At 33.6% G+C, this 14,944-nt stretch carries 9 protein-coding genes; 5 read left to right on the top strand and 4 right to left on the bottom strand.

What is annotated here, in order from left to right; genetic code table 11:
* Window positions 1-297: 297 nt before the first annotated feature.
* From V8G56_RS09200 to V8G56_RS09190, 3 genes are all read right to left on the bottom strand, one after another.
* Window positions 298-2,292, bottom strand: coding sequence for a putative porin (locus V8G56_RS09200; RefSeq protein WP_395438155.1), 1,995 nt, complete (start codon window positions 2,290-2,292; stop codon window positions 298-300).
* A 420-nt stretch (window positions 2,293-2,712) separates the two neighbouring features.
* The gene (locus V8G56_RS09195; protein ID WP_395438154.1) at window positions 2,713-4,239 is read right to left on the bottom strand and encodes a RagB/SusD family nutrient uptake outer membrane protein; all 1,527 of its coding nucleotides are present in this window, start codon (window positions 4,237-4,239) and stop codon (window positions 2,713-2,715) included.
* 5 nt (window positions 4,240-4,244) lie between these two features.
* Window positions 4,245-7,496, bottom strand: a complete 3,252-nt coding sequence (locus tag V8G56_RS09190; protein WP_395438153.1) for a SusC/RagA family TonB-linked outer membrane protein — start codon at window positions 7,494-7,496, stop codon at window positions 4,245-4,247.
* A gap of 185 nt (window positions 7,497-7,681) precedes the next feature.
* On the opposite strand from V8G56_RS09190, the gene V8G56_RS09185 reads away from it, so the two are divergent.
* The 5 genes from V8G56_RS09185 (at window position 7,682) to V8G56_RS09165 (ending at window position 12,963) form a co-directional block, all read left to right on the top strand.
* Window positions 7,682-8,284, top strand: a complete 603-nt coding sequence (locus tag V8G56_RS09185; RefSeq protein WP_395438152.1) for a ribonuclease HII — start codon at window positions 7,682-7,684, stop codon at window positions 8,282-8,284.
* 30 nt (window positions 8,285-8,314) lie between these two features.
* Window positions 8,315-10,750 (top strand): ribonuclease HII, encoded by a 2,436-nt coding sequence (locus V8G56_RS09180; protein ID WP_395438151.1) that lies wholly within the window; start codon window positions 8,315-8,317, stop codon window positions 10,748-10,750.
* A gap of 57 nt (window positions 10,751-10,807) precedes the next feature.
* Window positions 10,808-11,857: a nucleoid-associated protein gene (locus V8G56_RS09175; RefSeq protein WP_395438150.1), complete on the top strand. Its 1,050-nt coding sequence runs from the start codon at window positions 10,808-10,810 to the stop codon at window positions 11,855-11,857.
* 84 nt (window positions 11,858-11,941) lie between these two features.
* A complete protein-coding gene (gene ppk2, locus V8G56_RS09170) occupies window positions 11,942-12,718 on the top strand; it encodes a polyphosphate kinase 2 (protein ID WP_395438149.1) in 777 nt (258 codons plus the stop codon).
* A gap of 92 nt (window positions 12,719-12,810) precedes the next feature.
* The gene (locus tag V8G56_RS09165; protein ID WP_395438148.1) at window positions 12,811-12,963 is read left to right on the top strand and encodes a hypothetical protein; all 153 of its coding nucleotides are present in this window, start codon (window positions 12,811-12,813) and stop codon (window positions 12,961-12,963) included.
* Window positions 12,964-13,119: 156 nt separating this feature from the next.
* Here V8G56_RS09165 and V8G56_RS09160 read toward each other — a convergent pair whose 3' ends face one another.
* The gene (locus V8G56_RS09160) at window positions 13,120-14,928 is read right to left on the bottom strand and encodes a tetratricopeptide repeat protein (protein ID WP_395438147.1); all 1,809 of its coding nucleotides are present in this window, start codon (window positions 14,926-14,928) and stop codon (window positions 13,120-13,122) included.
* Window positions 14,929-14,944: the final 16 nt, after the last annotated feature.

Raw genomic sequence — 14,944 nt, 5'->3', positions numbered from 1 at the left:
TGCAAACATACAACCCTTTTTTGTCTTATCACAACCTTTTTTCTCCCTTTTTTTGAAAAGTTTTTTTAATGAGATTTTATGTGTTGATTTTGAATTCCTTACACCAAAATATCTTTCATATTTTATTGAAAATTTTACAATTATTGAAGAAATAAACCCATTTATTATATTAAAAATTGACCAAGATTCCATATTGTTTAAGCCATTACTATTGACTTATTCCAAAGCAGTGATTCATTTAAGCAATAAACAGATCAATCTGAACAAAAGAAATTCAAATAAGGGAATTATAGAAGCTTACATAAAGAAGTTCCAGACAATACCAAAACGCACCGTAAAGTCTCTGTAAGGATAGTTTGGTGCCGAATAATAATTATATCCTGTAAAAGATGAATTGAAATGCTCAGCTTTTAAATAAATACGTGTTTGGCGTATTTTTGCATTTATGAAAAAATCTAACCTAGGAAAATTTCCATATTGTTTTTCGTTTTGAACAATAAATTCCGCCAACAAAGGATCATAATCGTCCATATAGTACTTAGTAAAATAATTAAACGTCACTCCTGTTTGTAAAAACAAGGCATTTTTAAACATATTTGTGGAGTAGTATAACGTATTACGGGTGGTCAATTCAGGTACATTTAATGACTTATTTTCATCCTGAACATTTTGATACAACATGGTATTATTCAGAGCAAATTTTCCCAATCGAATTTCCTTTTCCAATTTGACGCGCAAATAGGTAATGGTTGAGTTGTTTTGAAACGCCTTGGTTAGATTACTTATTCCGTCTTTTTTAAAGTAAGCATAATCAGTTATAGTGGCATAGTCTACAACTATATTGGCTAACTTCTTTGATTTTAAATGAAAGGCGATTTGCTGAGTCTCCGTATTATTAAAATTATTCTGCCAATTATAATTAATGTAATCACTTTGGTATAATAAGAAATTATAATTAGGTGCTTTTGAACTATGATTTATTTGAGCCGTTGCTGAGATATCTTCATTTAATTTAAATGAGGCGCTCCCTTTTATAAAATTTCCATCAAAATCTCCTGTGATATTTATTCCCATCTCCCCTTCCAAATCAAAACTTTTATATCGCTTATGGTATTTACCACCCGCAGTATAAATATCTCCTTTTAGTCTATTAGTAATAGTTTCGCCATTAAGTACTATTAATTTATCATAACCGTAATTGTAATTATTATTACTCACATTAAACTGCATATCTCCTAATAAATCGTTGCTGTAGTTTAATTGCACCTGATTATAAAAATTTTCCAAAGTCACTTTGTCTTGTAAATTTGAATTATTAAAGGCATTGCCGAAAAAACCAGAAGCATTTGCTTGGTTATACTGATAATACTTGTCTTCAAAAGACATAATATGTCTCAAAATAAGCTTATTACGTGAAGTGGAATCCTTTTTTCGTACAATATCGAATGAATGATCTAAATGAAATCGTTTGCCCTTAAGTATACTTTCGGCATTTTCAAAATTTACTTCTAAAATGGCCCGTTTTAAAAATTCAGGATCGCCTGACTCAAAATTAAGCACACTATCATCATTTAAACCTCCATTTTCTTGATTCAACAAATCTTGCGTTACAATATGCGTTCTTAAATGGTATCTGATATTTTTTGATGTATAATTTGTAGTAAACCTGAAATTACCTGTACTGGTCAAGATATGCTGATACTTACCTAAAGATCGCAACCCTTTATAAGCAATAGAGAAATTAAATCGTGGGGTTGTATTCACGGTAAAAAAGGCATCGACTAATTGACCTTGTTCAAAAGCTGTTTTAAAAAACAGCTCTGTTAAAGGTGTTGGCACTCGGTAATAATTAATATCTTCAATTTCCATATAATTAAAATGCCTTGCTTGTGCTCCAAAACTTGGCATTAGATTGGTGTTTTCAAAATTATAAGTTAAAGTATTATATGTTTGACCCAGGTTCGAAAAAGGAATCAATCCAAAGTCATCCTTTCTTAAATAATTAAATTTATAATCTTTATATATCGTTAAGGTCGTATCTAAATAAGTAGTATCATTTTCCCTACTAATTATAAGGTAATCTGTAATTTTAGCGATTTGTTGCTTAGCATTTTTAGTATTTTTCTTATAATCCCCTGAATTTACCGATTGTAATGATTCTACGTCATCCTGCTTTGGCCTGCCTAATTCCTTTTTAAGTTTTTCTAATTCCTCCTTTGATATGTCCTTTTTTTGCGCATAAACACCACCAAAAAAAGCTAGTAAAACAAATGCCAAAAATATTTTTTTCATAATTGTTTATTTCCAGAGCAAAAGTAAATATTTGAACTTAAAGCACCACCAATTATTTTAAATTAAGAAAGCCAGCAGTTCGCCGCTTTGTGCTTTTAACATTTTCTCTTAATGTATCCTGAATATTACTGCTTCTGTGAGCGCCTTTTAGCTTTGTTTACTCTTGCCCATGCGAGTCACAAAAACCAAATAAAAAAATTAAAAATTAAAAAAGATGAATTTCGCATCAAAATTAAGTGTAAAAGATTAAAAATAATTATTTAATCGTTGATTGAATATTTCTTTTACTAAGCCCTCTAACTACAGAAAAAAGTTAATAACTAACAATTAATATAGAAATTAAGTTATTTGTAATAATCAAAAAAAAAAAAACCACCTTTAAACAAGGTGGTTTTTTTAATGTGTTAAAATTAGAATTTACTAATTCTGACCATCTAAATTTGAATTGAACAAAATTTCATTCTGTGGAATTTCATATGTTAAGCGCTCATCACTATGCTGAAAAGAACTACCTTGGTAATCTAACCAGTTAGAGCCGGCTCTCGTTCTAGTCTCACGTCTTCTCTTCATAATGAAATAAGACTGACCTTCAGCAAATAATTCTAAACGTGCTTGCAGAGCAGCTTCTTCTGCCAATGCATTACCAGAAAGTGCATCTATATAAGAACTGTCATCCAATCTTAAATCTAATACAGCCTTTAAACTAATTCTTGCGGCGGCATCATTTCCGTTTTCAGCGGCAGCCTCTGCATGTAATAAATACATCTCAGCCACTCTCATATAATGAGAATCTGAATCTATATTTGTTTGTGGCCCACTAAACAGACGAAAAGGGCTAGGAGAACTATTTTGAGCTCCCTTGTAATAAAACTTCCACCTAGGTCTTAAGCTGGAATCAAACTGTAATCTCCTTATATCATCTGGTCTAAATTTTGTATACAAAACATTGTCCATACCTTTTGCATTTCCTACCGCAGCATAACTATAACTGTAAGGATCCATAAAACCCCACCAAGAAAAAAGCGATGCCAATCCTTGTCCTTCAGGAGTAATATCAATGCCCCACATAATGCCAGGAATACTATTTACATCATTGAAACCACCTACGTTACCAGTTTCTCCTGGCAAAAAGGCTACCTCATCCGCAGTCATAATAGGGTAATTTCCAGAATCTATGACTTTTTTAGCATACTCCTCAGCTTTCGCCCAGTTGTTTAATGCTCCATATGTTCTAGCCAATAAACCTCGTACAACATCTTGGTTGATCTCAATTTTCGCAGACCTCACGAAACCATCAAGCAAAATTTCTGCATCTAAAAGATCATTAATTGCTACATCAAAAACTTCTTGAAGAGTGCTTTTTGGTTGATCTAAATCTTCTGCACTTTTATAAATTGGCAACACAGGTTTAGACAAATCCGTAATATCATTTACGTAGATATGTGCTAAAAAGTAGTAGGCATACCCTCTTAATGCTTTGGCCTGACCTACTGTATATTTACCATTCGCGGTTTCAGGTACTACATCATTTCCACCAGCTCCATCTATAACCAGATTTGATAAATTTATGATTCTATAAAGGAATCTCCATCCTCTGTAGTTATAATCAGAATCAGGGTCAACAGTAGCCGTTAATTCAGAAATAGCAGTTTGTCTGTTGTAGCCCTTACTCAAGTGAGCCATATCTGCAGATAACATATCTAATTGAATATACTGAGTGGTTATACCAAAATCTTCTTGACTGTCAGTACCGCCACTCCCTCTACGGTACAAATTCTCATATATACCTAACAATGTCCCTTTTGAAACATCGGGGTTAATTTCAGCCGCCTCAGAAACTTGCTCTGCTGATAAAGTATCTGTTGGATACACCTCTAAGAAGTCTTTACTACACGAAGTAAAGGATAGTATTACCCCAACATACATAATTTTTCTTATAATTTTCATAGTTTTTATAAATTTATATTAATACCAAACACGATAGTAGATAATGGGTTGTAACGGTAGATACTTGAATTACCAGTTACTGAAGTAGATGGATTAAAACCTTTTCTTTTAGAGAAAAGAGCGAGGTTATCACCTGATATAAACAAATCCATATTTTCAAGTCCGATTTGTTCAGTAACAGATTTTGGCATTGCAAAACCCAAACGAATGTTGTTCAATGCTAAATAATCTGCTTTTGTCAAAAATCTTGTAGAGACTGCATTTTGCTGAATCTGAAATCTAGCATCCTGTCTTGGAATATCGGTAATATCTCCAGGAGCCATCCAACGATTTCTTATGTCAGTATGGAAATTATTTGTACCTGCATAATCATTATCCATCAAATTAGCATAAGCACCGTCGTAGGACCACCCTCCTATAGAATAGTTAAATAAAGCGCTCAATGTAAAACTGCCATAACTTGCATTCAATCTAAAAGATCCATTTATATCAGGAATAGCTGTTTTATCAACAAATTTATCAGTTGCTTCTGCATACACTTCAGTTAAATCCTGAATAATATTAGCATCAGGATTTTCATTAATGTAGCTAGTTAAATCTAGAATGACTTCATCATCAGTTCCAAATACGCCATCATTGTCTACATCATCAAAATGCCGTTCCCATTGGGCTGCACCAGTATCCGAATTAACACCAGCATAAACCGGCATATACCAATCATATAAAGAACGGCCGGCAGTACGCCCATAACTTCCTTCCTGGTCAAATTTTTGTTCTAAACCTGTTGTTGGGTCAATTGGCAAATTGACCAATTTATTATTAAGCATAGCTCCATTAATACCAAAATTTAAACGAAATTTACCATTATCTACCAACTTGAAATCTAAATCAAATTCAATCCCTGAGTTTAACATCTCACCATCGTTAACTCTAATAACTGCATAACCATTGGAAGGTCCTACATTTCTATTGAAGAACATATCTGTAGTGGTTTTTCTGTAATACTCAATAGATCCATCTATAAAACCTCCTAATTCAAATTCCGAACCAACATTAAAATTACTTGAGCTTTCCCAAGTTAGGTCAGGATTACCTTTTGTAGCAAAAGCCAAAGAAATATTATTGTTTAGGTTATTTACAGAGTATAGGTTGTACCCAGGGTATAAGCCAATTCCTGCAGAATTACCAATTACACCATAACTCGCTTTAAGCTTCAAGAAATCTACAAATTTTGAACCCATCATAAAACCTTCCTGACTTAGCACCCACGCTGCACCAACTGAATAAAAATTACCCCATTTGTTATTTACAAATCTTGAGGAGGCATTTCTGTTGAAATTTGCATTAATGAAATATTTATTTGCAACATCAAAAGTAGCGTTTGCAATGTAACTCTCAGTGGTTTCATCTTGTGTAAAACCATCACTTGGATTATTAATAACACCATTTCTAATATCTGTGCCAAAAGGTGTCACTAATTTAGAACGGCTTGCCAATAAGTAATTAAATTCATACGTTGTAGCTACGTGCGTAACAAAGGCAGAAAAATTAGCATTTCCAAATTTTCTATCATACCTAAGACCCGTTCTAATTGTATAGTTTTTTGTCTCAGATCTTGATCTATCAATAACACCACCTGCACCTGCAGACGGGCTATAAAAAGGTTCATTTAATTCAGTATCATCACTCATATAGTATTGGTAACCAAAGTTGTTTTCCAATTTAAGCCCTTCGAATAAATTAATTTTTATATCGTTATTAAAGTTAATTGCATTACCTTTAGAATTACTGATGTTTATCTGAGCATCAGCTACACCGTTTGTAGCAAAACCAAATCCTCGTCCATCTTCTAATCCATAATCATACAAAAAGCCTCCATAAATAGGATCTGGAATTTTATTCCCAGCAGCATCTCTCTGAAATAATGGATAAATTGGAGGCAAATTGTCTATCCACCAAAACTGTGATGAAGAAGATTCATTCTGTCCATTATTGTTTGCCTCACTTTGTGCATAGTTTAAAGTGGTACTCATATCAACAAAATTTTTATATTTGTTGGTAGCAGAAATACGTGCGTTAAGTCTTTTATAATCAGTATTACTTGCATAACCTCTATCATCAATAAAACCTACCGAAGTATAAATTGATGAATTTTCTCCGCTACTAGATAGGGAAACATTAGCCTCAGTTCTATCTGAACTTTGAAATGCAAAATCCTGCCAATCTTCTGGTGTATATCTTCTACCCACTCCTGGCCTAACAGTTGCAGTATTGGGATCAATCAATTCAGACACACCAATTGCACCACTATCGCTAACATTCCACATATTGTAAACTGGTGATATATCGGAGACATCGGCATTACTACCTTCAAATAAATTTGAATTAGCATAGTCAATGGCAAGACCTTGATCACCGGCATTTTCCAACAAACCTCTTTGGTAGATACCTTCCCAAGAAATTCCAATATACTCTTCTGGCGTTTTTATGGTTTCATATCTTGGAATACCTTGAAAGTTTACACCAGTTTTAACAGAAACATTTAAACGATTTCCGGCATCCTTACCATTTTTGGTAGTAATAACAATTACACCATTAGCTCCCCTTGCACCATACAAAGACGTTGCAGAAGCATCTTTAAGGATAGTTACAGACTTTATGTCATTCGGGTTAATATCATTTAAACTACCTCCGAACGGTGCATCGTCCACAATATATAAAGGATCTTGACTTCCATTAATAGACCCAAAACCTCTAATTCTAATTGTAGATGTGCTACCAGGTTGTCCAGAAGTGTTAAACACAGCAACACCTGCCGCCTCACCCGCTAAAGCCTGAGAAACATTTGTAAAAGATTTCGCTGAAATATTTTCACCCGTAACAACTTTTGCCGATCCGGCAAAGGATGTTTTAGTCACATTACCAAAACCTGTAACGATGACCTCATCTAACTGGGCAGCATCCTCTTCCATGCTTACGTTGATCGTGTTAGCTGAACCTATCACAATTTCTACAGTTTTCGTACCTATATAAGAAAAAACCAAAGTTTCACCTTGCGAGGCACTGATAGAATAAATTCCATCAAAGTCTGTTTGTACTCCTCTAGCTGTTCCTTTAACTATTACATTCACACCAGGTAATGGCATGCCAGCAGCAGCAGATGTAACGGCCCCTTTGACCGTTTTTACTTGTGCAAAAGAAAATTGCACAACAAACGCCATTAAAAGCGTCATTAAACACGTTAATTTGAATTTCATAAAAATAGTATTTTGAATTAGTCGAGGCTAAAATTCTCAATTAAATTTCATAAAAACAAATTATTTCACAAAATAATGTTAAATCATAAAAAAACTTAAAAATTTACAATCTACACCCTTTGAACGTAACGTTTTTTATGGTTTTATAAATGATAAAATTATAACTTTGCTTAAACTTCATTTATTTGGTTTTAAAAGCAAATTTTTCAGATTTCAAATTAGAATGTGGTACTGACGAAGCCGGTAGGGGCTGTTTGGCAGGACCAGTTACGGCTGCTGCCGTTATTTTAAGGGAAAAATTCACTAATGAATTACTTAATGATTCCAAGCAATTGACTGAAGTAAAAAGAAATTTACTTAAACCCCTCATTGAATTGGAATCTTTATCATTTGGAGTGGCTCATATCTTTCAGGAAAAAATTGATAGCATTAACATTCTAAATGCCTCCATTTTAGCTATGCACAAGTCTATAGATCAGCTTCATCACGCTCCAGAATTTATTATTGTTGATGGCAATAAGTTTAAACCCTATAAAAAAATTCCTTTTGAAACCATTGTTAAAGGTGATGGAAAATATATGAGTATAGCCGCGGCCTCTATACTGGCAAAAACCTACAGAGATGAATATATGAATAAAATTCATAAAGAATTTCCCATGTATAATTGGAAACAAAATAAAGGTTACCCAACCAAAGAACACAGAGAGGCCATAAAAAAATATGGCATTACCAAATACCACAGAAAATCATTTAGATTATTAGCAGAGCAATTAAAATTTGACCTATAAGTTTTTATCTTTGTAAAAATTATTTGATTCATGAGATTCTTAAGGTTTTCCCTCTTATTCCTTTTTATTTTTAGCTGTTCCAAAAAAGATATCAATCATTCAACACTTTTTTATTTTATCCCAGAGAATACTTCTATTATTCTAAAGACGTCAAATATTGAAAGTCTGAAAAGCAGTATTGATAATAATGATTTTTTAGAAAGCCTTTCTGAAACCAATGCTTATAAAAAATTAAATAAAAAATTAAAACATCTATCACTTTTAAAAGCAAAAGGACAAGTGTTGATTTGTTTTTCAAAAGATCACTTAGACAGCCTGCAATATTCCGCTATCACTAAATATTCCAACAATATATTTTTAAGGGATTCCTTAAATAATTACAAAGAAGAAACCTTAACCTATAGGAACAAATCTATTATTAAATCCGTTTTTAATAATGAAACTTTTTACAGCGCCATTATTGACAGCACCTTTTTTACTTCCTCATCAAGAGAAATTGTTGAAAAAGCTTTTGAATACATCAACTCAAATAGTGACTTAGAAAAAATATATCAAACCACAGATGTCACTAAAACGGCCTCTATTATTATTAAAAATGATGAAAACAGTTTAATAAAATCTATTCTTCCTTACCATATTTTACCTTTAAAAAAACTCACCACCTACCTGGCTATTGATGCAGACATCAGCCAAGACAAAATTTTATTAAATGGTATTTCTCAAGCAAATGATTCCGTTCAAAGCTTTATAAACGTTTTTAAAAATACGATTCCACAAGAAAATCAAATCCAAAACATTACCCCTTCAAGCAGCGATGGCTTTTTAAGTTTCACCTTTAATAATTATAAAGATTTTAGAGCAAATCTCATTAAATATACTCAGGTAGATACTTTAAAAACAAGTACCACACTGTTTGACAATATCATTGAAGTTGGTGTGATTTATGATTCTGAAAATAATGCCATTGTTTTAAATTCTTTAGATGGTATTTTAACTGAAGATGCACTATTAAGTGAGCAAACCATTATTGAAAACTTTAGGCAAGTTGACATTTTTAATTTTAGCCAACCAGATTTATTTCAAAATGTATTTTCACCATTAATCTCTTTTAGTAAGGCCAGTAAATATTGCATTATAGATAATTTCTTTGTGTTTGCTGACGATTTAGAGCTGCTCAAAAGCATCATTTCAAATTATCAAAATAAAACCACAATAAGTGAAGAAACCTATTTTAATAATGTACACGAGCAATTAAGTGATGCTTCTTCCTTATTAATGATATCAAATCCTGCATTGTTAACTAATATATTAAATCAGAATACCCTTGAAGAGACTTCTGTTTCAATTGAAAAATATAAAACTTCGGCACTTCAGTTTGTTTTTGATCATGATTTTGCTCACGTAAATGGAATCATTAATAAAACAAAAGCGAAAGCCTTACAAAACTCTATTTCTGAAGAACTGAACATCAAACTGGATGCTGATTTATTGAATAATCCTCAATTAGTTATTAATCATTTAAACAAGCAAAAAGAAATTGTGGTTCAAGATGTTAAAAACAAGCTTTATTTAATATCAAATACCGGGAAAATACTTTGGAAAAAACAACTGGACGGACCTGTTTTAGGACAGATAGAACAAATAGATATTTATAAAAACGGCCGGTTACAGTTAGCATTTACAACGCCACATAAATTATATATCATTGACAGGAATGGCAATGATGTTTCACCATTTCCAGGAAATTTCAATGATGTGATAACACAGCCATTATCTGTTTTTGATTATGAAAAAACCAAAAATTACAGGTTATTGATTACGCAGGGAAAAAACATGTTAATGTATGATACTAGCTTAAAAACAGTCAAAGGATTCCGTTTTAAATCTGCCAATAATACTATTATAACTCAGCCTCAACATTTTAGAATTGGCAGTAAAGATTACATTGCATTTAAAACCCAAAACAAACTCTATTTTCTGGATAGGACTGGGAATATCCGGATTAACCCAAAAACAACAAGTAACTTTTCAAACGAAGCTATTTACGTTTATAATGACAAGTTTATAACGACTAGTAGTGAAGGAAACCTTATAACCATTGACACCAGAGGCAACAGCGTGTCTCAAAAATTAAATCTTTCAGAACAGCATCATATAGACTCTTCAAGTAAAACTCTGGTCACATTAAGTGATAATAAATTAGCTATTAAAGGAAATTCTTTTGAACTGGATTTTGGAAGTTACACGGCACCAAAATTATTTTATTTACGTGATAAAATATATGTGACTGTTACCGATTTACAAACTCAAAAAGTGTATTTGTTTGACAGTAATGCCCAATTGCTTTCTAATTTTCCGGTTTATGGAAACTCAGCAATAACACTTGATAATATTGATTCTGACAGCGATTTGGAATTTGTAACTAAAGGGGAAAATAATTCCATCATTCTATATCAAATAAATTAGGCTTTATCTTTTAATTTTACTTAGTATTGCAGACTTAAAAAGACAACCATATTCCTTATGATTTCAAGAAAAAATGCCTCTATTTCAAAATTTATTATACATAAAGTTGGCAACAAATTTAACGACACCAAAAACGCCTTTTCAGAAAAAATAGTAGATTTTGATGAAGCGAGTTATGACTTGATGCTGCCTTTTTTATTAAGACCTTTTGCCTCTGTGGTTCAGAGCTATCGTTTTAACCATCACTCCAATATTGTTCTCAACGAAATCAACGCCTATTCTAGCCAAATATTTAATGAGGATGATGCATTTATAGAGGTTTCAAAACATATAGTCACCCATTTATATGAGCAATCCAATTCGTCACAAATAAAAACAGGAGACGTTTTAGTTGTTTTATTTGAAGGTATTGAATACCATGAAATAACCACCAATGCCATTGGCATCTTTAAAATTGAGAACAAAGTCAACTTTTTTCAAACCTATTTAGAAAACAACAGTTATGATGTACTGGTTCAAAAAGGTATTAGCTCTAAAAAAGTAGATAAAGGCTGTTTAATTTTAAACCAAACAGATACTGAAGGTCCCATTATCTTAAGTGTTGACAATAATAGTTATGATGCGCAATACTGGCTTAACCACTTTTTAAACATTAAATATGCAGATGATGCCAACAGCCATACCCAGCAATATATTGAACTGTGTAAAGATTTCTCTTCTGAAATTTTAAAAACCAGTTATGGTTCACAAGAGCAAAACGCATTTTTAGCAAAAACCATTGATTATTTTAAAGAACATGAAGTGGTTGCTATTGAAAACTTCAAGAACGAAGTTTTTGAAGAAGACAAACAAAAAACCCTGTTTGACAGTTTTAAAAAAGAATTTGAAGGCGAAAATAATATACTTATCAGAAACCAGTTTGATATATCTGAACTGGTGGTCAATAAAGAAAAAAAGAAAATTAAAACAGATATTAAACTAGATACCAATATCCAAATAAAACTGGATATTGACGCACCTGAAGCTGCCAGTGAATACTTAGAACGCGGTTATGATGACGAAAAGAAAATGCACTTCTACAAGGTGTTTTTTAATGCAGAAAGCTAGTTAGATACAATCTAAATTTCTTATAAAATCCATTTAACTTTTTGTAAAGAATACATTGTAAATGTTTTATTCTTAACTTTGAGTATGGGAGAAAAATCATTTAATTACGAGGCTGAACTTGCAAAACTTCATGTAGAACTGGTTCATTTACAAGAGTGGGTTAAATCACAACAATTAAAAGTAGTTATCGTATTTGAAGGCAGAGACGCTTCTGGTAAAGGCGGAACCATTAAAAGGTTTACTGAACCTCTCAATCCGCGTGTTTGTAAAGTAGTTGCTTTAGGCGTACCCACCGAAAGAGAAAAATCACAATGGTATTTTCAAAGATACGCCCAGTATTTACCTGCAGCTGGAGAAATTGTATTGTTTGACAGAAGCTGGTATAACCGCGCCGGTGTAGAAAAAGTAATGGGGTATTGTACAGAAGAAGAATATCATGAGTTTTTGCGTTCCTGCCCAGAATTTGAAAGAATGCTGGTACGCAGCAATATCATATTATTAAAATACTGGTTTTCTGTAAGTGATGAAGAACAGGAAAAACGCTTTAAAAACCGTATTAAAAACCCAGTAAAGCGATGGAAATTCAGCCCTATGGATTTAGAATCGCGTTCCAGATGGTTAGAGTATTCAAAAGCAAAAGATAATATGTTTGCACATACCGATACCAAACAAGTACCCTGGTATGTTGTTAATGCCGATGACAAGAAAAAAGCCAGACTTAATTGTATTAGCCATATTTTGAGCAAAATACCTTATGAACCCATTCATTTAACACCTATAAAATTACCCGAATTGCCCGACTATAAAGCGTATGTGCGCCCACCCATCAATTACCAGACCTTTGTACCTGAAAAGTATTGATGTTACTATATTGTAAAGCGAGATGGTTTCTTTAAATTTTAAATGAACCTAATTTTTAAACTTATAACTTAATCTATATAAAAAATAACGATATGAAACGACCATTAAAAGTTCTGGAGTTTAGTTCAAAACGTAAACTTTTAGATTATGTAAATTCAAATTCAGATAAAATAGATGTTTTATCGATTTCTTCTAGTCAGGAGTTCTTTTTTATAAAACATTTTTTATGGTATTATCAGAAGTAGCTTAAAAACCATTAATTTTATATCAAAGTCTTTCAATTCTCAAGGTCTCCATATCAATGAAACGTGCGCTATCATTGAATACAAAGACAAGTAGATTTTACTTATACTCTAAAATTAATTAACTTAATATGCTCTCTTAAAAATATGGTAGCAGCCTTAAACAGGATTGTATACCAAAGGAGCAGGATCGGGTAAATTCATGTCTCGCATGAGCTGTATGAACCTCGGGTCTTGCCTTATTTCATCGGGTACAAAATAAGTTCTTAACCATGGAAAAAAGGCAGCCTTGTTTTCAATGCTCCAGTATTCAAAGGATTTGTCATAATCACCCAAATGTGCGTAATAAATACCGATGAATAAGTCCCGCATATCAAATGAACTGAAATAAACACCGGGAGGCGCTTGTTCCAATTCATTGAGAATGGCTTTCCCTTCCTCAATAAATCCTGTCTCGATCAGTGTCCAGCCATATGTTACTGACACAGATGGAACTATTTTAGTACATTGTTTCAGGAGCTCTAAGCCCGCTTCCACCTTACCCTGATCTATAAATATGTGCGCTTTGAGACGCATCCCTAATACATATTGCAAATTGCCCTGCTCTCTCGCTATAAGGGAAGCTTTTTCGATTTCTGTTAATGCTTCTTCATACATACCAACCATTCGGTATAAATCTCCCAACCAGACAGTCTGACTAGGGGTGAAAGGATCCAGCTCCTGAGCCATTTTATGCTCTGCAATGGCTTCATTCATTCTTCCAAATAGCACCAGGTACCAAGCCCTGTGATAATGATTGTCTGCTAGATTGGGATCCAGTGCATTGGCTCGGTTAAAAGCGTATTCAGCCATCGCCCAGTCCTTTCCAAAATAAGTGTGATAATGTGAAAGTGCGGCCCAGCCCAGGGCAACGGTGGAATCGAGTTCAATCGCCCTATTTGCTGCTTCAAGTGCTTTGAGAAATACGTCAGGATCCGCGCCTCCGTGCCCCAGATTAATATAAGCTTCTGACAACCAGGCCCAGGTATTTGCATCCGCGGGATTTCTATCCCGTGCCTCCTGCAATAACACCAAACCTCGCTGCCAGTCAGCAGGGGTGGATTTATTCAGATAGTGTTTCCCCTTCAGGTACAGCGCATAGGCCTCCGGGTCAACCGGTTGGCGTCCTGACCCAAATTTGGAATTTGCCGGCTTGACCACAAGACCCATTTGACTGGCCAGATCAGCAGCTACATCCGTCCATAAGGTTCGTATTTCAGAAAGGTCTTTGGAATAGCTTTTTTGCCAGACGGGTCCCTCGTTTATGGATTCTTTAAGGATGATATGAACCTGAATTCCATCGGCTTCCTTCTCAAAACTTCCCTCAACAAAATAGTCAATGCCCTTGATCACATTTAAAATCAGGGAGCTGGTCTGATCAAATCCTGAAGTTAAAACCTTTGTGGACCTTTGGCTGATCACCTTTAACTGATCTACTTCGGAGAGTTCATCCATCAGTTCCTGGGTCATTCCGGTCTGAAAATAGGCTTCTTCTTCATCCGCCGTTGAAGTTACAAACGGAATAACGGCTACTTTTTTTATTTCTGACGAAGCTGGCTGGTCATTCCAATTGGAACCCACCCAAAAGCTAATGACTAAAAGTAATAAGACCCCCACGGTAAGCGAACCCGCGATCACCTTATTCAATCTGCGATTCGCTAATTCCATTGATTCCTTGCTTGTTTCTATATCATCCGTTTTCTGAATACCTTTTATTGTCAAATCATAATACCAGGAAAAAACAATCCAAAAAATAAGCCCTAACGCCAAAATATAAATCAAGATTTTCAATGAATAATCGGGAACATCAAACGTGGGTAAGATAATTGAGGCAATTTGGATGATAATCCATGAAATGGCTAAATAAGCGATAGTAGATTTAAAAACATGCCTGCGTTTAAGCTCTGATATTAAATTATTACACTTCATATTGTAAAGTTTTATA

It is taken from the genome of Gaetbulibacter aquiaggeris (genome assembly GCF_044003965.1).
Lineage (GTDB): Bacteria > Bacteroidota > Bacteroidia > Flavobacteriales > Flavobacteriaceae > Yeosuana > Yeosuana aquiaggeris.
Note: the sequence above shows the minus strand (reverse complement) of the source record. Positions and strands in the feature narration are given on the sequence as shown.